Source organism: Nocardia sp. NPDC050175 (assembly GCF_044459885.1).
Taxonomy (GTDB): Bacteria; Actinomycetota; Actinomycetes; order Mycobacteriales; family Mycobacteriaceae; genus Nocardia.
Genome location: NZ_JBITJI010000005.1, coordinates 601431 through 620398, shown reverse-complemented (window position 1 = coordinate 620398; position 18968 = coordinate 601431). Strand labels below are relative to the sequence as shown.

At 66.2% G+C, this 18968-nt stretch carries 20 protein-coding genes; 8 read left to right on the top strand and 12 right to left on the bottom strand.

The window, feature by feature from the left end:
* The first annotated feature begins 46 nt into the window (after nt 1–46).
* The 4 genes from ACIBK2_RS20660 (at nt 47) to ACIBK2_RS20645 (ending at nt 3285) form a co-directional block, all read left to right on the top strand.
* Nucleotides 47–427, top strand: a complete 381-nt coding sequence (locus tag ACIBK2_RS20660; protein WP_396969126.1) for a winged helix-turn-helix transcriptional regulator — start codon at nt 47–49, stop codon at nt 425–427.
* Nucleotides 428–669: 242 nt separating this feature from the next.
* Nucleotides 670–1080, top strand: coding sequence for a hypothetical protein (locus ACIBK2_RS20655; protein ID WP_396969125.1), 411 nt, complete (start codon nt 670–672; stop codon nt 1078–1080).
* A 448-nt stretch (nt 1081–1528) separates the two neighbouring features.
* Entirely contained in the window at nt 1529–2476 is a 948-nt protein-coding gene (locus tag ACIBK2_RS20650) for a decaprenyl-phosphate phosphoribosyltransferase (RefSeq protein ID WP_396969124.1), read from the top strand.
* A 260-nt stretch (nt 2477–2736) separates the two neighbouring features.
* The gene (locus ACIBK2_RS20645) at nt 2737–3285 is read left to right on the top strand and encodes a GNAT family N-acetyltransferase (protein ID WP_396969123.1); all 549 of its coding nucleotides are present in this window, start codon (nt 2737–2739) and stop codon (nt 3283–3285) included.
* A gap of 198 nt (nt 3286–3483) precedes the next feature.
* Here the strand turns inward: ACIBK2_RS20645 and ACIBK2_RS20640 are convergent, their stop codons facing one another.
* Nucleotides 3484–3792 (bottom strand): hypothetical protein, encoded by a 309-nt coding sequence (locus tag ACIBK2_RS20640; RefSeq protein ID WP_396969122.1) that lies wholly within the window; start codon nt 3790–3792, stop codon nt 3484–3486.
* A 567-nt stretch (nt 3793–4359) separates the two neighbouring features.
* Nucleotides 4360–4944: a flavodoxin family protein gene (locus ACIBK2_RS20635; RefSeq protein WP_396969121.1), complete on the bottom strand. Its 585-nt coding sequence runs from the start codon at nt 4942–4944 to the stop codon at nt 4360–4362.
* A 126-nt stretch (nt 4945–5070) separates the two neighbouring features.
* On the opposite strand from ACIBK2_RS20635, the gene ACIBK2_RS20630 reads away from it, so the two are divergent.
* The 3 genes from ACIBK2_RS20630 to ACIBK2_RS20620 all read left to right on the top strand — a co-directional run bounded on the left by ACIBK2_RS20630 (nt 5071) and on the right by ACIBK2_RS20620 (nt 7869).
* Nucleotides 5071–5823 carry a TetR/AcrR family transcriptional regulator gene (locus ACIBK2_RS20630; protein ID WP_396969120.1) on the top strand — a complete coding sequence of 251 codons (753 nt, stop codon included), beginning with the start codon at nt 5071–5073 and terminating at the stop codon, nt 5821–5823.
* A gap of 333 nt (nt 5824–6156) precedes the next feature.
* Complete coding sequence (locus tag ACIBK2_RS20625) at nt 6157–6540, top strand: hypothetical protein (RefSeq protein WP_396969119.1); 384 nt, start codon at nt 6157–6159, stop codon at nt 6538–6540.
* A gap of 453 nt (nt 6541–6993) precedes the next feature.
* Nucleotides 6994–7869 carry an alpha/beta fold hydrolase gene (locus ACIBK2_RS20620; RefSeq protein WP_396969118.1) on the top strand — a complete coding sequence of 292 codons (876 nt, stop codon included), beginning with the start codon at nt 6994–6996 and terminating at the stop codon, nt 7867–7869.
* Here the strand turns inward: ACIBK2_RS20620 and ACIBK2_RS20615 are convergent.
* The 10 genes from ACIBK2_RS20615 to ACIBK2_RS20570 form a co-directional block, all read right to left on the bottom strand.
* Entirely contained in the window at nt 7866–9353 is a 1488-nt protein-coding gene (locus ACIBK2_RS20615) for an alpha/beta hydrolase (protein ID WP_396969117.1), read from the bottom strand. The genes ACIBK2_RS20620 and ACIBK2_RS20615 overlap by 4 nt on opposite strands.
* A 54-nt stretch (nt 9354–9407) precedes the next feature.
* Complete coding sequence (locus ACIBK2_RS20610; RefSeq protein ID WP_396969116.1) at nt 9408–9971, bottom strand: phospholipase D-like domain-containing protein; 564 nt, start codon at nt 9969–9971, stop codon at nt 9408–9410.
* 53 nt (nt 9972–10024) lie between these two features.
* Complete coding sequence (gene murQ / locus ACIBK2_RS20605; protein WP_396969115.1) at nt 10025–10927, bottom strand: N-acetylmuramic acid 6-phosphate etherase; 903 nt, start codon at nt 10925–10927, stop codon at nt 10025–10027.
* 47 nt (nt 10928–10974) lie between these two features.
* Complete coding sequence (locus ACIBK2_RS20600) at nt 10975–11850, bottom strand: MurR/RpiR family transcriptional regulator (RefSeq protein WP_396969114.1); 876 nt, start codon at nt 11848–11850, stop codon at nt 10975–10977.
* Nucleotides 11837–13009 (bottom strand): anhydro-N-acetylmuramic acid kinase, encoded by a 1173-nt coding sequence (locus tag ACIBK2_RS20595; RefSeq protein ID WP_396969113.1) that lies wholly within the window; start codon nt 13007–13009, stop codon nt 11837–11839. The genes ACIBK2_RS20600 and ACIBK2_RS20595 overlap by 14 nt, the downstream gene beginning before the upstream one ends.
* The gene (locus ACIBK2_RS20590; protein WP_396969112.1) at nt 13009–14538 is read right to left on the bottom strand and encodes a sodium:solute symporter; all 1530 of its coding nucleotides are present in this window, start codon (nt 14536–14538) and stop codon (nt 13009–13011) included. The genes ACIBK2_RS20595 and ACIBK2_RS20590 overlap by 1 nt, the downstream gene beginning before the upstream one ends.
* Before the next feature lie 73 nt (nt 14539–14611).
* A complete protein-coding gene (locus tag ACIBK2_RS20585; protein ID WP_396969111.1) occupies nt 14612–15538 on the bottom strand; it encodes a BadF/BadG/BcrA/BcrD ATPase family protein in 927 nt (308 codons plus the stop codon).
* A gap of 196 nt (nt 15539–15734) precedes the next feature.
* A complete protein-coding gene (locus tag ACIBK2_RS20580) occupies nt 15735–16289 on the bottom strand; it encodes a hypothetical protein (protein ID WP_396969110.1) in 555 nt (184 codons plus the stop codon).
* A 171-nt stretch (nt 16290–16460) separates the two neighbouring features.
* Complete coding sequence (locus ACIBK2_RS20575) at nt 16461–17066, bottom strand: NADPH-dependent F420 reductase (RefSeq protein ID WP_396969109.1); 606 nt, start codon at nt 17064–17066, stop codon at nt 16461–16463.
* A gap of 38 nt (nt 17067–17104) precedes the next feature.
* Nucleotides 17105–17917, bottom strand: coding sequence for an inositol monophosphatase family protein (locus tag ACIBK2_RS20570; RefSeq protein WP_396969108.1), 813 nt, complete (start codon nt 17915–17917; stop codon nt 17105–17107).
* 116 nt (nt 17918–18033) lie between these two features.
* On the opposite strand from ACIBK2_RS20570, the gene ACIBK2_RS20565 reads away from it, so the two are divergent.
* A complete protein-coding gene (locus tag ACIBK2_RS20565) occupies nt 18034–18966 on the top strand; it encodes a LysR family transcriptional regulator (protein ID WP_396969107.1) in 933 nt (310 codons plus the stop codon).
* Nucleotides 18967–18968: the final 2 nt, after the last annotated feature.

The window sequence follows — 18968 nt, the reverse complement described above, 5'->3', positions numbered from 1 at the left end:
TCAATAACGCACTTTCAGCATCGTAAGGATGGCGAAGGATACCGATATGACCAGCTCAGACCCCGCCATCGTGTTCCGATCCGACTGCCCGAGCCGCCCGATCCTCGATCAGATCGCCGATAAGTGGTCGATGATGGTGATGACGATCCTCGACGAGCCCCGCCGGTTCAACGAGATCAAGCGCCGCCTCGAAGGTGTGACCCAGCGGGTCCTGACCCAGACCCTGCGCCGTCTGGAACGCAACGGGATGATCGTTCGCCGCGTGCTGGCGACGTCCCCGGTCGGGGTCGAGTACTCGCGCACCCCGCTCGGCGAATCCCTGCAGGAGCCGTTCGACCGGTTATACGCCTGGACGGTCGCCAATGCCGACGAAATCCAAGCGCGCCAAATGGATTACGACCGAAGAGAACCCGCGCCGAACCCGTGACAGGATGTCATCCGAACGCCGAAAGAACGGGTGCGCGTTGCGTTTTCAGTCACCGCACGACAGCGCCGATGTGGTCGACCATAACCGGCCGGGTGAAGCTGCGGCTAAACGGTTTCGGGTGTCGCCCGTGACCTCGCGGTATAGGTCACTGGAGAGCCCGGTGCCGGGAAAGCCGGCACGCCGGGTTCGGCTAGTTGCGGACGTGCTCGCCGGGTGCGGTGGTGCGGTGGTTCAATCGCTCGATGCGTGGTGACGAGATCATCGGTCAGTGGAGTGTGGAGGCCGGGTATCACAGCTCGATGGAGGATGAGCAGTTCGTCTTCTGGGGTGATGGTGTGGGGTTGGTGGAGTACGCGCGGCCAGGTGCGAGTGCGTGTGTGCTGTTCCGATGGGCGCGGACGGCGATTCGGACGGTGCGGCTCGAACCGTATGGGTGCGTCCGGCGCGACGGCGGTGGGGTTGTGGATGATGATGTGCCCGAGGTGGTCGAGATCGGTTATCGGATCACGCGGGAGAAGCGGGCGTTGATCGGTGAGGTGCTGCCGGTGCTGTATCTGCCCGCTCCGTTCGCGGCGACTCCGGACGGCGGGTACGGGCTGATCACGCGGGAACCGGCGGCGTATTTCACGAACATGCGGCGCGCGAGTTCGTGAATCGAGGCATCGTCAAAGTCTGTGCGACCGTTTCGAAACCTGGATTCGGAACGGCCGCAACCAACTTTCGCTTGCGAGCAACAGGCGGCCCCTGTGCCTTGGGGCGCGCGCCGACGCCGGTATTCGGCATGTGCGGGCGTTGGGAAGCGCTGTCAGCCAATCGATTTGGACGGCCGACCAACGCGCGCCCAGCGGCAGAAGCGGACGTTCTGCGAGGCAGTCGATCTCGACTTGCCGATCGCTCGCTCAACTGCCTGTGCTGCTGGCTTCGCGCCCGTTCCGTCGAACTGGCGGAGGTAGAAGAAAGATTGACCGAAGACATACGGGTGGATGTTTGGGAGTATGTCGTGGGCGGTTCTACGGTCGACACAATCCCGGCGGCGTAATGGCGGCAGTGCCAGCCGCGCAACGAGATTAGTGCACCGCGACGGGAAGCAGGCAGGTTGATATGAGTGAAGAGCCAACAACCATCGAACTCGACGACGCTGTCCTTTCCGGACCGCCCAAGACCATGGCTGGTGGACTGGTCAAAGCTGTGCGGCCACGCCAGTGGGTGAAGAACGTCTTGGTGCTGGCCGCGCCGCTGGCCGCAGGCACGATTCCGGGAACTGACACCTTCGTCTTGTCCGACCTGACCCGCGTCCTTCATATCGGTATCGCGTTGGTGGTGTTCTGTGTGGCGGCCTCGGGGATCTATCTGGTCAACGACGCGCTCGATGTGGAGGCAGACCGAGCGCATCCGACCAAACGTTTCCGGCCGATCGCCGCCGGTGTCGTGCCGGTGAATCTGGCGTACGTGCTGTCGGTGGTACTCCTGGGCGCCTCGATCCTGATCTCATTCGCGGCCACGTGGCAGCTGGCAGTGGTGATGGCGGTGTACATCGGTATCCAGCTCGCCTACTGCTTCGGGCTCAAGCATCAAGCGGTGCTCGACATCTGCATCGTGTCGTCGGGCTTCGTATTGCGCACGGTCGCTGGTGGTGTGGCGGCCAACATTCATCTGTCCCAATGGTTCCTGTTGATCGCGGCCTCCGGCTCGCTGTTCATGGCCGCGGGCAAGCGCTATGCCGAGCTGAGGATCGCGCTCGACACCGGTGCCAAGATTCGCAAGTCGCTGCAGTACTACACGCCTACCTATCTGCGTTTCATATGGACCTTGTCCGGTACCGCGGTCGTGGTCTTTTACGGGCTGTGGGCGTTCGAGCCCGATCACCAGGACAACCCATGGTTCGCAATCTCGATGATTCCCTTCACGATCAGCCTCCTGCGCTACGCGGTCGACGTCGATGGCGGCCAGGCCGGTGAACCCGAAGAGATCGTGTTGGACGACCGAATTCTGCAGCTCTTAGCCGCAGCGTGTCTCGCAGCAGCCGGGATGGCCGTCTATCTCAGCTGAGCAGACATCCGCGCCTCAACCCGACCGCGATCGGCCCCCACGGTCCGGCCTTCACCCACGACGTGAAATCGGCAGTTTCGGCGTTGAACCCAGCCTCGGATCGGTACTGCTGGTCGATCTTCCGCAGAGCCGCACTGGCCGGTTCGATCAGCGCGCAACGCGGCAGAGGCGGACGTTCGCCCAAGCGCGATAGGCGGCATGAGCTTTCGGTCGCAAGTTGCGCGAGAGCGCGCTCGCCCGGCGTGCGATAGGTTGCCGCCATGACCGAGCTCGGACCCGTCGCCTGGCCACCTTCTCCGATCAGCACCGAGCGGCTGGTCCTGCGCGGGTCCGCAGCCCGGGACCGCGCGGCGTTCATCGAGCTGTTCACCTCACCCGAGGTGGGTACCTACGTCGGCGGCCCTCGACCAAGTGATGCGCTCGAGCGTGAGATGCCTGAGGTACCAGGGCGGCGTCCTGGCGTTTTCGTCGTCGAGCTCGACGGGACGATGATCGGCATGATCACTCTCGATCGGCGCGGCACAGCGCGTCCGAGTCGCGTCCGTCCGGATGCCGGGGATGCCGAGCTTGGCTACATGATGTTGCCGGCGGCGTGGGGACGCGGGTATGCCGCCGAAGCCTGCACAGCCGTCCTCGACTGGTTCGCTGCCGCACTTCCCAGCGAGCCGCTGGCGCTGTGCACCCAGACGGCCAACGATCGCGCGATGCGCCTCGCGGCGAAACTGGGATTCACCGAGGTGGAGCGGTTCCAGGAGTACGGCGCCGAGCAGTGGCTTGGCCTATGGTCCTCGGTCACGCAATCCAGTTGAGCTCGTGCTCGACAGCGTGCGACGGCCGCTGCGAACACAACATGATCGGCAATATCGGACGTTCTGCGCCGCAGTCGATCTCGCCACGCAGAACGCGCGCCACGCGGCATTACCGCTCATTAGTCCTGACTAGAGTCAGCGCGTACAGACGTGACGCAGAACGTCTTACGCTGATAAGCGATGTTCAAGGGGCTGCGGCTACGACCCCTCGACATCACCAACGATGACATCGCCCGGCTTGAAATCTGATTTTCTAAGCGCTCGGAAGACCAGACCGATCGGTGCAGGCTGATCCGGTTGCCACCCGCCTTTGTTCACGGCCTCTATGGCCCAGCAGATATCCGACGGCCCTAGTCTGCCGTCGGCTCGTACTAGCCGCAGCCGATCGCCGACGGACGTCACGCCGGACTCGACGTATCCAACGACAGCGGTCCCGCGACCTGTCACGGTGAAAGCCGCCTCGACGAGAAACCGAAACTGCTCACCGTCCGGGCTTTCGATGACCATGACAGGCATCATGCCTGCCAGCTGAAGGCGTCTGTTCGCGACGCCCCATAGCCGGTTGGAATCGCGCGGTTCGCGGCATGTGCGGATATCCGAGGGGGTCCTGGGGAACGCGCTGAGCCGACATGCAGGGTCTAGCGTTGTCCCCCATAGCGAGCAAAGAGATTGTGGTGACCGTCGGCGAAGACGACTGGCGCACCTTGATCGACACTGCGGGCATGTCGGTGGAGGCATACGCCTCGTGGTGTATTCGGATCTTCGCATTGCAGGCCCGTCCGGGTGGCGGCAAGCGGGCAGGCGATCTCGGTCAGGCGAAAACTGCGAATCGAACCCGGAGATCGACGACGACTCCGAGTCGGCTGCATGGGGCGGAAACTTTCGCCGAGCGGTTATCGCATCGCATTGACCACAATTCCGAGATCTGATCCGCGGCGGCTGTTACCCCTTCCAGAAGCGTCGTTCGGCCGGTGCGGGATGCCCGCGGCCCGTTGACCTTTCGAGTGCTTGCACGGGCCGTTCCGAACCGAGCAAGATGGACGACCCGGAACGCGCGCCGGGAAACAGCGGGGTCTATGACGCGACAGGATGTCGATAGCGCAGTGCTTGAGTTGCGACCCGGGCTCCGAGGTGGCGGACGGTGGTTATGTCGGCGGTGTGGACGGCGTCCGGTCCTTGGTCGTTCCAGGTTTGGGCGCCCGCGCCGAGGTAGAACCCGAGCCGATTGTCGTCGTGTTCGCTGCTGGTTGTGGTATTCCAGCCGGGCAGCAGGCCCAGACTGACCCAGTGCATGCCATGTTGGGCGGCCAGCAGAGCCAGGTATTGCAGCGTGTGCAGCTTGTCGCCGCTCATCGATCCTGAGTTGGTGAAGCCGGACGCGAGTTTGTCCAGCCATTGCTGGGCCATCCAGCGCTTGGAGGTCGCTTCGGCGAATGCGTGGAACGCCCCGGATGCCGATCCCATGTAGGTCGGCGTTCCGAAGATGATCGCGTCAGCGGAATCGAGGATCGCCCACTTGGCGTCGGTCATGTCGGCGACATCGACCATGTCGGCGCAGGCCTCGGGTACCGACTCGATGCCGTCGTGAACGGCCTTGGCGAGCTCGAGGGTGTGCCCGTAGCCGGAGTAGTAAGCGATAGCGACGTGAACGGAGGGCATGTTGGATCCTTACGTCGTGCAGGGCGGCGGGGTTCTCTGCCACTTCCACCTGTTGTTGACATTGATAACGCTATTACCATGACAGTGTCATTGTCAACGTCAACAACTTTCCGTTACCATCGAAACATGTCATCACTGGATCGACGCGGCAGCTCGGACGATCAACGCGAGCGCATCCTGAGCGCGGCAGTGACCTTGCTCGCCGACGCCGGGCCATCCGGGCTGTCCACCCGCGCGGTCGCGACAGCGGCCGGAGTTCAGACACCGACGCTGTATCGGTTGTTCGGCGACAAGGACGCACTGCTCGACGCGGTGGCCAGCTTCGGTTTCGAGAGCTACCTCGCCGAGAAGCGTGCGTTCCTGCCTAGTCAGGACCCGGTCGAGGATTTGCGCCGAGGCTGGGAGACGCACGTCGAGTTCGGCTTGGCCAACCCCGCGATCTATACGCTGATGTACACGAACCTGCGACCGGACCGCCACCCCGCGGCAGTAACGGAAAACCGGGCCATCCTGCGCGGCATGCTCGAACGCGCCAACGAACAAGGGCTGCTCCGGGTGCCTGTCGAGGCGGCCATGGTAGCCATTGAGGCGTCCACGACCGGCGCGGTTCTACTCTTGCTGGCCCAGCCGGAACAGTCTCAGGACGCCCAGTTGATCCGGCCGTTACGCGACATCGTGCTCGACGCCCTCACTGAGCAAGCCGCACCCCGCGCCGACGACCGCTCCCCCATCGCCGACCGTGCACAGTCACTACTCGGAATCATCACCCCCGCTGGCAACGCTGACCCCGTGACCGACGCGGGCTTCAGCGTCTTCGAAGCCGGCCTGCTGCGCGAATGGCTCACGCGTCTCGACCAGACCCACCGATCCCGCCGGTAGCAGCAAACGGAATCTCCGATAACCAGGGTGTACTTGGCTGCGATCGGCCATGAATTCGCCCGTAGAAGTGAACTTTTCGTGCAAGTCGCGCGTGGATTTGCGGAAACCCGTCGGAGAGTGCCACGGATCGAAGGGAAAGTTCACCGCGGATCGATGCACGGTAATCGGCAATACCGGACGTTTGCGGGGCCGCAACAGTCGAGTCTCCGGACGAGTTCTTCGCGTGTCAGGCAGTTTCACCAGGTCCTCGCCGGTAGCGTCTGCGGCCCTGGCGCTATCGGCTTCGAGAACGATGACGAGCGCCGATCCCATCGAAAGCAAGGTAGGGGAACTGTGCAATCTCGCCGTCTGCTCGTTGCGACGTTGACTATCGCCACACTTGCGCTGACCGGTCCTGTCGTGGGCGCAGCGCACGCGAAACAGACAGAGCTCCAGATGAAGAAGTATGTTACGTGCCTGAAGGCGGAGCTTCACAAGCCCCACGAGGGGTACACGCTGACCGCCAAGCAGCTGAAGGTACTCGATGAAATCCTCGACAGCCAGGCACTCGAGCGACCCCCGACGGAACTGCCGGTCGAGGAGCAACGCAAGGTCAGCGAACAAATGGAGGCAGAGATCACGAAGAGACTGCCTGACCTTTCGACGAAGACCCGCGCCAAGATCAAGGCGGACCTCGAGCTGGTGGCACCGCAATGTTCTAGCGACGCTTTTGGGTAGGCAGCCACATAACGGGGCCGTCGCCGTCCGGCGGTAGTCGTTGCCGCTCGGAGGGGCTTTGGCCGCGAACCCCAGGCTGGTCTATCGGCGAATGGGTCCAAGCGCAATCTAGTTGCCGAGAGGCCGATCGCCCGCCAGATTGTCCGAGTCTCCAGAGAGATGCACGGAATTCGGCATTACCGCGCGTTCTCTGGACGTCCGCTGGTCGGCCTGACCACCGGTAAAGCGGCTGTGGTTGGTCGTGGCTGGGGTGTTGGCAAAGGGAACCCCCGGTTGATTGAGCCGTGAACCGATGGGGTTGGCTCGCGGACATCGACATCGGAAGGCCGTAGGGTGTGTCTCCCATCTAGGCCGAACGCAGTCATCGGTAATGGAATGCCTGCGTACTCCCGGTGGTTTCACAAGTTCCGGCGCTGCGGCGCCGGGCTTGGGCTATCAGGAGAAGGATCAGCTATGCCGGTTAATGATTTACCTCGGGTCGAGCACAGGTTCGTCGAGGTCGATGGTGTTCGGGTGTTCTACCGGCAGGCCGGGCCCGACGACGCGCCGGTGTTGCTCCTGCTGCACGGTTTTCCGTCGGCCTCGCACCAGTTTCGTCGGCTGATCGACGCGCTGGGCAGCAGCTATCGGCTCATCGCGCCCGACTATCCGGGCTTCGGGCACACGGAGGCGTCCGAGTCGTTCACCTACTCCTTCGATCGGCTGGCCGACATCGTCGAAGGATTCCTGGAGCGCCTGGAACTCACCCGGTTCTTCTTGTACGCCTTCGATTTCGGCGCGCCGGTCGGCTTCCGCATCGCGACCAGGCACCCGGAATGGGTGGCGGGGCTGGTGGTGCAGAACGGCAACGCTTACAAGGAAGGCCTTTCCGACGGGGCCCGCGATTTCGTCGCATTGCGCCCGGACCAGCCCGAGGCCGAGCCCGCGATCCGTGACCTGCTCACCCTTGCCGGCACTCGCGGCCAGTACGAGCACGGCGTCTTCGATCCCGACCTGCTCGCGCCGGACGGCTGGACTCTCGACCAGCACTTTCTCGACCTGCCCGGACGCAAGGAAGCCCAAGTGGCCCTTGCCTTCGACTACCACGCCAACGTCGCGCAGTATCCGCGGTGGCAGGACTGGCTGCGCACCGCGACCCCGCCGACCCTGATCATCTGGGGCCGCAACGACCCTTTCTTCCCGGAACCCGGCGCGCACGCCTACCTCCACGACGTCCCCGACGCCGAACTGCACCTCTTCGACACCGGCCACTTCGCGCTCGAGGAAAAGCTGCCCGACATCGCGCCGCTCATCGCCGACTTCCTCGACCGGCACTGGCCGAAGGACTAGTCCGGTAGCACGATTCCCGCGGCCGGTGCGGTGCCGTCGATGAGATAGCGGGCGATGGCGTCCTGCGTGCGGCCCGGGCGGAGGAAGGACGTGTGTCCGTCACCGTCCCTGGTCAGCAGGACGGCTCCGCGGATCTGGGTCGACAGCAGTTGCGCCCAGCCGTAGGACGTCGACGGATCGTGGGTCGCGTTGACGATCAGCGGTGTAATGGTGGGCTTGGCAGTGGTTTCCTTTGGGGGATTGGTGAATTCGGCAGGCCAGCCCTGGCAGCGCGTGATGTAGCTGTAGGACTGGCTGACGCCGCGGGTGTGCGGTGCGATGGTGGCAAGCAGGGTCTGCTGGGACTTCAAGGCCGGATAGGTGTCGAAATCGGACCGGAAGTCCGCGCAGCCGACGGCCAGGTCGGCATAGTTGGGCGCGTCCGCGGCCAGGTCGCCTGCATCACCGTTGCGGGCCTGGTCGAGCAGGGTGGCCAGGCCGGGCCAGCCGTTGATGCCGATGCTCGGGATGGGATCTTTGAACAGCAGTTGGCCCTGGAGGTTGGTCAACAGCGCGACGACGCCTACCGGGGAGCGGCACGCGTCGGCGGGGCGGCAGCTCGGCGCTGGCAGCGGCCGCTGCTTCGCCCGGGTGACCAGATCGTCCAGGACCTGCGACGGATCCTGTTCGCGCAGTGCGCATTCGGCGGCGGATCGGCACCACTGCGCGAACCGGTTCCAGCTGTCCTCGAAGGCGATGGACTCGTAGTAACTCATGGTGCCGGCCGGTTGCGAATGCACGAGCGCGCCGTCCAGGGCCAGGGTGCGGCTCTTGTCGGGGAACAGGCGGGCGTACTCCGCGCCGATCTCGGTGCCGTAGGACAGGCCGAGGTAGTTCAGTGGTGCCCCGCCGAGTCGTTGGCGTAGCACCTCGAGATCGCGGGCGACATGCACGGTGTCGACATGGTCGAGCAGGTCACCGGTCTGTTCCTGGCACGAGGTGCCGAATGCTTTGTTCGCTGTCACCAGATCATCGAATTCCGTTTGACTGCTAGGGAATTGATCCAGGTGGTGGGGGTAGGTCGGATCGCATCGGATGCCCGGTCGGCTGGTGCCGACGCCGCGCGGGTCGTAGCCGATCAGGTCGAAGCGCTGCCGGATGCTGGTCGGGAAGAGGCCGGGCCGGGCACCTTCGGCGGCCACGATCTCGGTGCCCGCGCCGCCGGGCCCGCCCGGGTTGAACACCAGATCCCCGATCTTCCGCGCCGGGTCGGTCGCCGGGAGCCGGTTGACGCCGACCTGAATCTTCTTGCCGCCCGGGTTGTTCCAGTCGAGCGGCACATCGACGGTCGCGCACTGCACCGCGTTGCCATACTCCGCTGGGCAGGAGCCCCACGTGATGGGCTTGGTGTTGTCGGACTTCTCGTCGGAGCTACATCCGGCGCAGCACGCGACCGCGGCCAGCGCGGAAAGTGCCAGGCGCGCAGCGGTTTTGATACCCGTCACGGATACCCCCTCCATATCGGTGAGATCGGCTCAGCCCGATCTATTGTGTCGCGCTCAGACCGAGAGCGGGAGCATCGGGATGGACTCGTCGCCGAAGTCGACCGGTGGTGCCTTCATGAGCTGTAGTTCGCGTTCCTCGGTCCAGGCGTAGTGGCGCAGGGTGTTGAACTGGGCGACGAAGTGGTCGCGCCAGGTCTGCGCGCCGAAGTTCATCGCGGTATTGACCTGCAACCAACCGCTGGTGCTGAAGTTGACCGAGCCCTCCCAGCACTGCGGGCCGGTCGGCGCGTCCACCACCAGACCTTTGGTGTGGCAGATGTATTTGCGGCCGCTGGTGCTGGTGCCGATGGTGACCTCGACGCCCGCGTCGACGAGCCGCTGCACGATCGGCTTCTGGGTGTGCCCCGAGGATTGGGTGTAGTCGAGATACAGGTGCAGCGGCACGCCCTTCTGGTGGGCGGCGATCAGGTTGTCGGCGGCGTCGGTCAGCGTGAAACCGTAGGCGATGAGCCAGGTTTCGCCGGGCCCGGCGACCATTTCGAGGAACCGTTGCTCGGCTTCCGCGTGGTCGTCGGGCATCAGGTAGCACGTCATCGGACCATCGATCACGAAGGGCATGACTGCACCGTACCGGCGGGTGCGGCGCCGACGCCGGAGGCGACCTGGCGCGCCTACCCGTCGCTGCGGACGGCGGCCCGGACGAATCCACCGGCCCCCGCGAGCAACCGCCGGGCCGTCGCCACGTCGGCGCCGGCCAGCTGCATGACGATCGCGGTCTTCGGGTGCCCGTCGGCCGCGTCGAGCAGCGCGGCGGCGGTGGCGAGGTCGACGCCGGTGGCATCGGCGATGATGCGGCGCGACCGGTCGACGAGTTTGGCGTTGGTCGGCTTCAGGTCGACCATGAGGTTGCCGTACACCTTGCCGGACTGCACCATGGTCGCGGTCGACAGCATGTTGCACACCATCTTCTGCGCCGTGCCCGCCTTCAACCGGGTGGAGCCGGTCAAAACCTCGGGGCCCGTGTCGATTTCGATGCCGACGTCGGCGTACGCGCTCAGCTCGGCGCCGCGATTGCACGAGACGCCGACGGTGGCGGCGCCGATGGCGCGGCCGTGCCGTACCGCGCCGATCGCGTAGGGGGTGCGGCCGCTCGCCGCCAGCGCCACGATCACGTCGTCGGCGGTCAGGTCGATATCGGTCAGGTCATTTACGGCCCGCGCCGGGTCGTCCTCGGCACCCTCGACCGCGTGCGCGAAGGCGACCGAGCCGCCCGCGATGAGCCCGATGACCTCGTCGGGCGCGGTGCCGAAGGTCGGCGGGCACTCGACCGCGTCGAGCACGCCGAGCCTGCCGCTGGTCCCCGCGCCGACATAGATCAACCGGCCGCCGTGCCCGCGCGCGGCGACGATCAGGTCGACCGCCCTGGTGATCTCCGGAATCGCCTGTGCGACAGCGGAAGCTATGCCCGCGTCCTCGGAGTTCATGGTGCGCAACAACTCTTCGACCGACATGGAGTCGAGCGCGGATGTCCGCGGATTCGCCTCTTCGGTAGTCAAAGTGCTGAGCTCGCGCATATCGCCTCCTGGGTCATACGGCAGTGCCGGTCGAACGAGTGGGGCAGTCATGGCGCCTTTCTGGTGCCGCGCGAGATCCGGCGATCCGCCACGGCGTCGTAGGTTCGGCGCAGCGCGATCGCGGCCGAAGGTGTGCGTTGCAGGACGCCGATATAGAGGGCATCGACGATGAGTAGCTGGCTCATCCGGCTCGCCATCGCAGCGGATCGGAAACCGTCCTCGCGCCCGGCCACCAGCACCGTGTGTGCCGCCGACCGGGCCAGCCTGGACTGCGCGCCCGCGGTGACGGCAACGGTCGTGGTCTGCCTGCCCGCGGCGCGGTCGACGGCGTCGATGACGGCGGCGGTCTCGCCCGAATGGGAGAAGGCGATGATCACGTCGTCGGCCTCGAGCAGGCTGGCCTGGACCAGCGCGTCGTCCTCCGAGGTGCAGGCGAAACACCACATGCCGATCCGGGTCAGCTTCTGCCCCATGTCCATCGCGACCAGTCCGGACGCGCCGATCCCGATGAGCTGTATCCGCCGCGCGTGCACCAGGGCGTCGACGACCGCGCCCATGGTCGCCGGATCGGCGAGGTCGGCGGTGGCCACCATGCCCTCGGTCTCGAAGGCGGTGAGCTTGTGCAGCACCTTCGACAGCGGGTCGTCGACGGCGATGTCGGTTGCGAACACCGGCGAGCCGTCGTCCTTGCTGGTGGCCGCGAGCGCCAGCCGCAGCTGCGGATAGCCTTCGTAGCCAAGGGCTTTGGACAATCGGACGACGGCGGAGGTGCTGGTCGAGGCGCGCTCGGCGAGCTCGCTCACCGTCAATTGCGCTGCGGCGGCGGGATCGTCGCGGATGACCTGGGCGACCCGCAGCCCGGTCGGCGTGAGCCGCGGGATCGCCCCGAGTAAGCGCGTGCGAACGTCGTCACCCTCGGACATGGCTCACCAGCCTCAGCTGTCGCGGTGCCGCGCTGGGCGTTTCGGGCAGCGTGAGCCGGCCCGCGCCGGGCGTGATCGAACCGAGCACCGTCGCACGCGTCGCGCCGGTGCACGCCGCATGACTACCGGGCAGCCCGTGCATCGTGAGGAAACCGAGCACGGCGAACGCCGCGGCCTCCTTGGCGGCCGATGGCAGCCCGAGCTCGTCGGAGGTGCATAGGGTCGCGGTACCCAATCGCGCGCCGAGCATGCCCATCAACGTCGGATTTCGGGTCCCGCCGCCGGACACGATCACTTCGTCCGGCTCGTAGGGTGCCACTGCGTCGGCGATGGTATGTGCGGTCAGGGCGGTCATGGTGGCGACGATATCGTCCGCGGTGAGCGGGTAGTCCGGCAACACTCGCTCGACATAAGCGCGGTTGAACAGCTCCTTGCCGGTCGTCTTGGGCGGCGCCGCCCGGTAGTAGCTGTCGGCGAGAAGGGCTTTCAGCAGCTGTTCGTCGACCGTGCCCCGGGCGGCGCGCACGCCGTCCCGGTCGAAGTGTTCCGTGCCGCCGGTCGCCAGTTCGACGGCCGCGTCGATCAGGGCGTTGCCCGGGCCGGTGTCGAAGGCGACGGGGGAGGCGCCGGTGACGGTCGCGTTCGCGATGCCGCCGATATTGAGTGCGGCCGAGCGTCCGGGCCGACCCGCAAGCCACAACACATCGAACAGCGCCACGAGCGGCGCACCCTGCCCGCCCGCGGCGATATCGCGCGAGCGGAAATCGCTGACGACCGGCAGTCCGGTGAGCTCCGCGATCCAGGACGGTTGGCCGAGTTGTAGTGTGCCGTAAGCCTTTCCGTCGGCCACCCAGTGGTAGACCGTCTGTCCGTGCGACGCGACGAGATCGGCTGTGCCGCCGAAGAACTCGCGTACCGCCGCATCGGCGGCCGCCGCGAACTCCTGGCCGATCGCGGTATCGAGTCGGCACACCGTGGCCATATCGACCGTGCCGGGCGGCAGTGCGGCGATGAGTTCGGCGCGCAGTCGATCGGGGTAGGTGCGGCTGAGCTGCCCGACCACCTCGACGTGAATGGTGCTGTCTCGCAGGTGAATATCCGCGCCGACCGCATCGATCGCATCGTGCGACGTGCCGGACATCACACCGATGACGCGCACTAGGCCACCGCCTCGACCGACTCGGCCGGCGTGGGTTCGGGCGCCGGATGGAACAGGCTCGACACCCCGCCGACGACCAGCGTGACGAGCACGCCGATCGGCACCAGCCATTGCGCGGCGATGCCCTTCTGCGTCATCTTCCCCGCGACGGTCACATCGATCTTGATCACCCGCACCACGAATGTCATCACGATCACCGTGACCACGAACGCCAGCACCGCGTCGAACTGGTTGGCGCGCTTGATGAGTCGGCCGAGCAGGAACGCGCCGAGCAGCGCGCCGTAGGTGTACCCGGCGATGGTCAGCGCGGTGAGATACACATTGCCGGTCGTCGCGCTGAAGCCCATCGCGAACAGGGCCATCAGCACCGCCCAGACGAGCGTCATGTAGCGGGCCAGCTTCAGCAGCGCGTCGTCGGAGATCTCGCGGCGGGAGAAGCTGCGGATGATGTCGGCGACGGTCGAATTCGCCATCGAGTTCAGCGCCGAGGACAGCGAGCCCATCGCGGCACCGAGGATGCCCGCGACCAGCAGCCCGGAGATCACCACCGGCAACCCGTGCAGAATGAAGTTCGGGTACAGGTTGTCGGTGGTGGCGAGGCCGAGCTCCTTGGGCGTCTTACCGCCGTTGTACGACCACAGCAGCGCGCCGACCAGCGAGAACGCGGCGAACTGGATGGCGACGAAGATGCCGGAGCCGATCATCGCCTTCTGGCTGTCGCGCAGCGTTCGCGTGGACAGGATGCGCTGCACGATCAGCTGATCGGAGCCGTGCGAGGCCATCGCGAAGATCGCGCCGCCGATGATCGCCGTCGGCAAGGCGAAGGTGCTGGTGAGCACGTGCGCCAGGCCGAAGTCGGTATCGAAGATGTGGAACTTGCCGTTGTGCAACGCGTCCGACCAGCCCTTGGCCCCGACGTGGCCGGTGAGCACACCGATCGCGATGATCGCGCCGGACAGGTACAGCCCCATCTGCAGCGCGTCGGTCCAGATGACCGCCTTGATGCCGCCGAGGTAGGTGTACACGACGGTCAGCAGCGTCAGCACGATGATGATGATGTCGTAGCCGAGGTCGAGGCCGAACTCGGCGAGCAGCAGCTTGATCGGGATGGCGGACGCGAACAGCCGCACGCCCTCGGCGAGCAGCCGGGTGAACACGAACGTCACCGACGCGACACCCTGCAGGTAGCGGCCGAAGCGCAGCTCGAGATACTGGTAGGCGCTGACGAACCCGCCGCGCTTGTACAGCGGGATCAGCGCGGTGGCCACGATGGTGCGGCCGATGATGTATCCGATGGCCAGTTCGACGTTACCGAAGGCTTGGTCGGTGTACGCGCCGCCGGGCACCGAGATGACCGTGAGCACGCTGGTCTCGGTCGCCACGACGGAGAAGCACACCGTCCACCACGGCATCTTGCCCTCGCCGACGAAGTAGTCGGTGCTCGACTTCTGTTTGCCGGAAAGGCGCAGGCCGATCCACGCGACGACGATCAGGTAGACGACGATGACGGCGACGTTGAGTGCGTTCATCGCAGCTCCTCGGTAACGCGACTGGCGGAATGAAAGTAAGTGTCAGGGTCGATGTGGATTCTGTCAACGAGTGTCACGTGATTCGCACCACCAATGTCTCCAGCACTGTTGTCGTGTCAACCGCGAGCAGCGCGGCACCGTCGATCGGGTCGCCGAGCGCGGTCCGGCGGTCGATCACCTGCGCTATCGCCGCGTCGAGCGGATCGAGCAGCGCCGGGCCGAGGTTGGCCAGTCCGCCGGTGATGGCATAGGGCACCGGCGCGGCGAGGCCGGAGCGGTTGATCGCGGCGCGGACAGTGCGCCCGAGTGCGCGTCCGGCCGCGGTCATGATGGCGGCCGCGGTGTCGTCCGTCGCGGCGGTCGCGGCGACGACCGGGGCGAAGCGGGCGGCGAGCAGGGCCGGATTTTCGTGCTGGCCGAGGTGTTTCGGCAGTTCGTCGAGCCGCACCCCGTAGTGCTCGGCGGCCTTCGCCGCGAGTTCGGTGTGTGCGCCGCGCCCGTCGTAGCTGCGCAGCGCGGCGCGCAAGCCTTCGACGCCGATCCAGGCGCCGCCGCCTTCATCGCCGAGCAGCGGGCCCCAGCCGTCGGTTCTGGTGAATCGTCCCGTCGCGTCGACCGCGGTGGCCACGGCTCCGGTCCCGGCCGCCAAGACGACGCCGGGTGCGCCACCGAGCGCCCCGGCGTGCGCGGTCACCGCGTCGGAGGTGACCGCGACTGCTTGCGCGCCGGGGATATCGGTCAGCTGTCGCGCGAGGAGTTCGGCCGCGTCCGGCGCGGCGGCGGCACCCGCGGCACCGATGAACAGTGTGAATGTGGTGTCGGCCAGCGCCAATTGACCGACCACAGCGCGGATAGCGCTTTCCGCCGCCGCGACACCTCCGGCGTACGCCAGCCCGGGCGCGCCGGGCCCATCGGCGGATCGCGTCTCGCGTCCGTCGAGCCGAAGGGAGCCGCGGCACCCTGTCTTACCGAGGTCGATCGCGAGCACGTGGTCGGTCATGCCGACCATCCTCGCGCGCTTGCTTGTTTTCCGGTGTCCTACGTCTGGAACATTCGCTCGACACGTGAACTGGGGAAATGGTAGCGAGCGTGGTCGCTTACACAGTTGTATTGCGGCGGGCGTGACGCGCACCCGCCGCAATGCTCGGCTGACGCGGACAGTCTGCGGGTGTCCGCGTCAGCCGAGGTTCAGGGAATCACGGTGTGGAGTAACCGATCAGGGCGCCGATGCCCGCGCCGATGGGGATGGTGACCAGTGCGCCGACGCCGCCGAGGAAGAAGCCGATCACCGCGCCGATGCCCGCGCCGATCAGGGCGCCGATGCCCGCGTTGTACTGCTTGCGGGCGGTCGTGTCGTCTTGCTGATCGACGAGTTGTGCCAGGTGCGAGCTGATTTCCGGGGCGCTGACGGGTGTCATCGTCAGGGTGCGCCCGGTGTCGCTGATTTGTGGCCGCAGGCCGAAGGTTTGGCCGTTGGCGGTGAACGAGGTGGGCAGCGTCGCGATGACATTGCCGACGCCATCGGTCAGGGTGACCGCGGCGGCGTCGCTGGTCAGCGTGAAGACACCGGCGTCGACGGTGGTGCTCACCCCGCTGCCGTCCGTCGCCGTGGTGTATCCGACTCCATGATCGACGCTGGACACGCTGACCTCGGCCGATGGTTGCATAACTGGCTGGGCGTTGACGATGCCCGCGGTGATTCCGGTGGCGCCTACTGCGAGCAGGGCGGTGGCAAATCCTTTGACTTTCATCGTGTTTCCCCACATGTTCTGTCGGCCACGACAGCCGATACGTCCCCGTGAAGCCGGATCAGGCCACCTCCATTCTCACTCCGCGACCCGCGTCGAGTGATCGATTCCGCGAATTCCGCGCAACGAAATCCGGCGAATTTATTTGTCGGAAATCGCCAGGGCGCAGGGTATTCAGGCCGCGATGGTCAGTGCGAAAGGGACGAATCCCCGATTTCGAATCAGCGAAGGGACAAGCAGCATCAGGGCTTCCGTGCCGCGGGCCGTGGTGAGGTCGCCCAGGTCTTCGATCCATTCGGTGGGCCAGCCGAGGTCGGTGAGCAGCGTCGTGACCACTGCTTTCGCCGATGTGTCGGTGCCGGAGAGGAATACGGTGGGTGGCACGCGCAGGCTGTGCGGGTCGGTCATGACGGTGAAGAACATGGTGTTGAGCGTCTTCACGACTCGGGTCGCGGGCAGTTCTGCTTGGAGCTGTTCGGCGAGGCTGTGTCCGGATCCGCTGGGGCTGTGGGAGTTCGAGACATCGACGAGGATCTTGCCGTCCAGCGCGGCGGACAGTGCGCCGAGTCGTTCGACCGCGCCGTCACCCGGGGTGGCGTTGATGATGATTTGTGCGCGCCGTGCCGCAGACTCGTAATCGGCGATGGCGACGGGGGAGCCGGTCCAATTTACTGCGTCGACATTCCTGGTGCCGACGACGATGTCGTGTCCGGCGGTGGCCAGCTTGTTCGCCAGCCCGGTCGCGACGCGTCCGGATCCCAGGATTCCGATGGTGCTCATGATGCGTTCCTCAGTGGTTGCGGGACAAAGGGTTTCGGTCAACGGATGGTGGCGAGGACGCGCTGCGCGGCCGCGTGCACGCCGGGCGCCGCCGCGAGGAAGTCGGGGCTGCTCAGTTGCCATGGATTGCCGCGGGTATCGGTGACCGTGCCGCCCGCCTCGGCCACCAGTAGCGCGCCGGCCAGCAGTCCCGAGCGGACGTCGCTGTACTGCCAGAACACCTCCGAGCGCCCAGCCGCGACCTGGATCAGCTGCAGCGTCGCCGGAACCGACACCTTGGTGACGAGGGCGGCGTCGAGCATGGCGGTGACCGATTCGCCGATGCGGCGGAAGGTATTTCGGTCCTCGCCCGGCTTCGCCTGCCCGGTGCCGACGAGCGCGGCGTCGAGTTGCGTCTTGGCCGACGCGTGCAACGCGACACCATTGCGGAAGGCGCCACCGCCCAGCACCGCGGTGTAGGTGTCGTTCACCAGCGGGAGGTGTACCGCGGTCAGCACCGGCTGGTTGTCGCGTACGAGGGTGGCGGTCACCGCCCAGTCGGTCATGCCGTGGATGTAGTTGATATTCCCCTCCACCGTGTCGGCGACCCACCATTCGCCCGCGGGCAGGTCGCCTGCCGCCAGCTCGTCGTCGATCCAGCCGGAGCCCGGCCTGGCCGCCAGCAGCGGTTCGCGCAGGAACGGCAGCGATTCCGCGTCGGCGGCGTGGATCGCGGCGACTACGGCCTCGAGATCGGCCAGCTCGGTGCTCGGCACAAAGCGTTCGCGTAGGTGTGCCCCGGCGGCGCGCACTGCGGTAACCGTTGCACCAAGCAGTTCTCGGTCCGTCTCGGTATTCAGCAAGTTCGACATCGTGATCCTGTTCGAAAGAGAAATCGGGAGAAGTGTTTTCGTGAGTTGCTACCTCAACGCTAGGATCCGTGACCGTTGTCGTCAAATGCATTCCAGTAAGTAATAGAATTACTCCCATGCAATTGGACTTGAACCTGCTGACCGCGTTGGACGCGCTGCTGGAAGAGGGCAGCGTGGCCGGTGCGGCGGATCGGCTGCATCTCACCGCACCCGCCGTGAGCCGCGCGCTCGGGCGGATCCGGCGGGTGATGGGCGACGAGATCCTGGTCCGCACCGGCCGGACGATGACGCCGACGCCACGCGCCCTCGCGGTCCGCGAACAGGTGCACGCGCTGGTGCAGCAGGCGCAGCTGGTGCTCTCCGCCGAACACGACCTCGACCTGGCCACGCTCGATCGCACGTTCACGCTGAAATGGCATGACGCCGTGGTCAATACGATCGGACCCGAGCTACTCGCGGCGGTCCGCGCGCAAGCACCCGGCGTCCGGCTGCGCCTGCTGGCCGAGACGGACGCCGATACCGACGAACTGCGGCACGGTCATGTCGATCTCGAGATCGGCGCGAATCCGCCTGTGTCGGCGGACATTCGGCACGACGTCATGGCGCGCGACCGCCTCGTGGTCGCCGTGCCCGCCGACCATCCGGCGCGCACCTTCACCATCGAGAATTACGTTGCCGCGGAACACATCACGGTGTCCCGGCGGGGACGCCTGCACGATCCGATCGATGAGCTACTGCACGCGCGCGGGCTGACCCGCCGCGTCGTCGCCACCGTGCCGACGGTCGCCGCCGCGCTGCGGTTCGTCCAGCGCGGCGAGCTGGTGGCCACCGTGCCGGAGCGGATGACCGGTGCGGTGGCGGCCGAACTCGGACTGCGGCTGGTGCCGCTCCCGCTGGCGCCGATATCGATTCCGGTGATCGCGGCCTGGCATCAGCGCTACGACGGCGACCGGGCCCACACCTGGCTGCGCGAACAGCTCCGCGCCGCCATCCATCAGGCCGTGGCCAGTCCGAACGCCGCCCAGAACGGCCGGGAGCTGCCGATCTGATG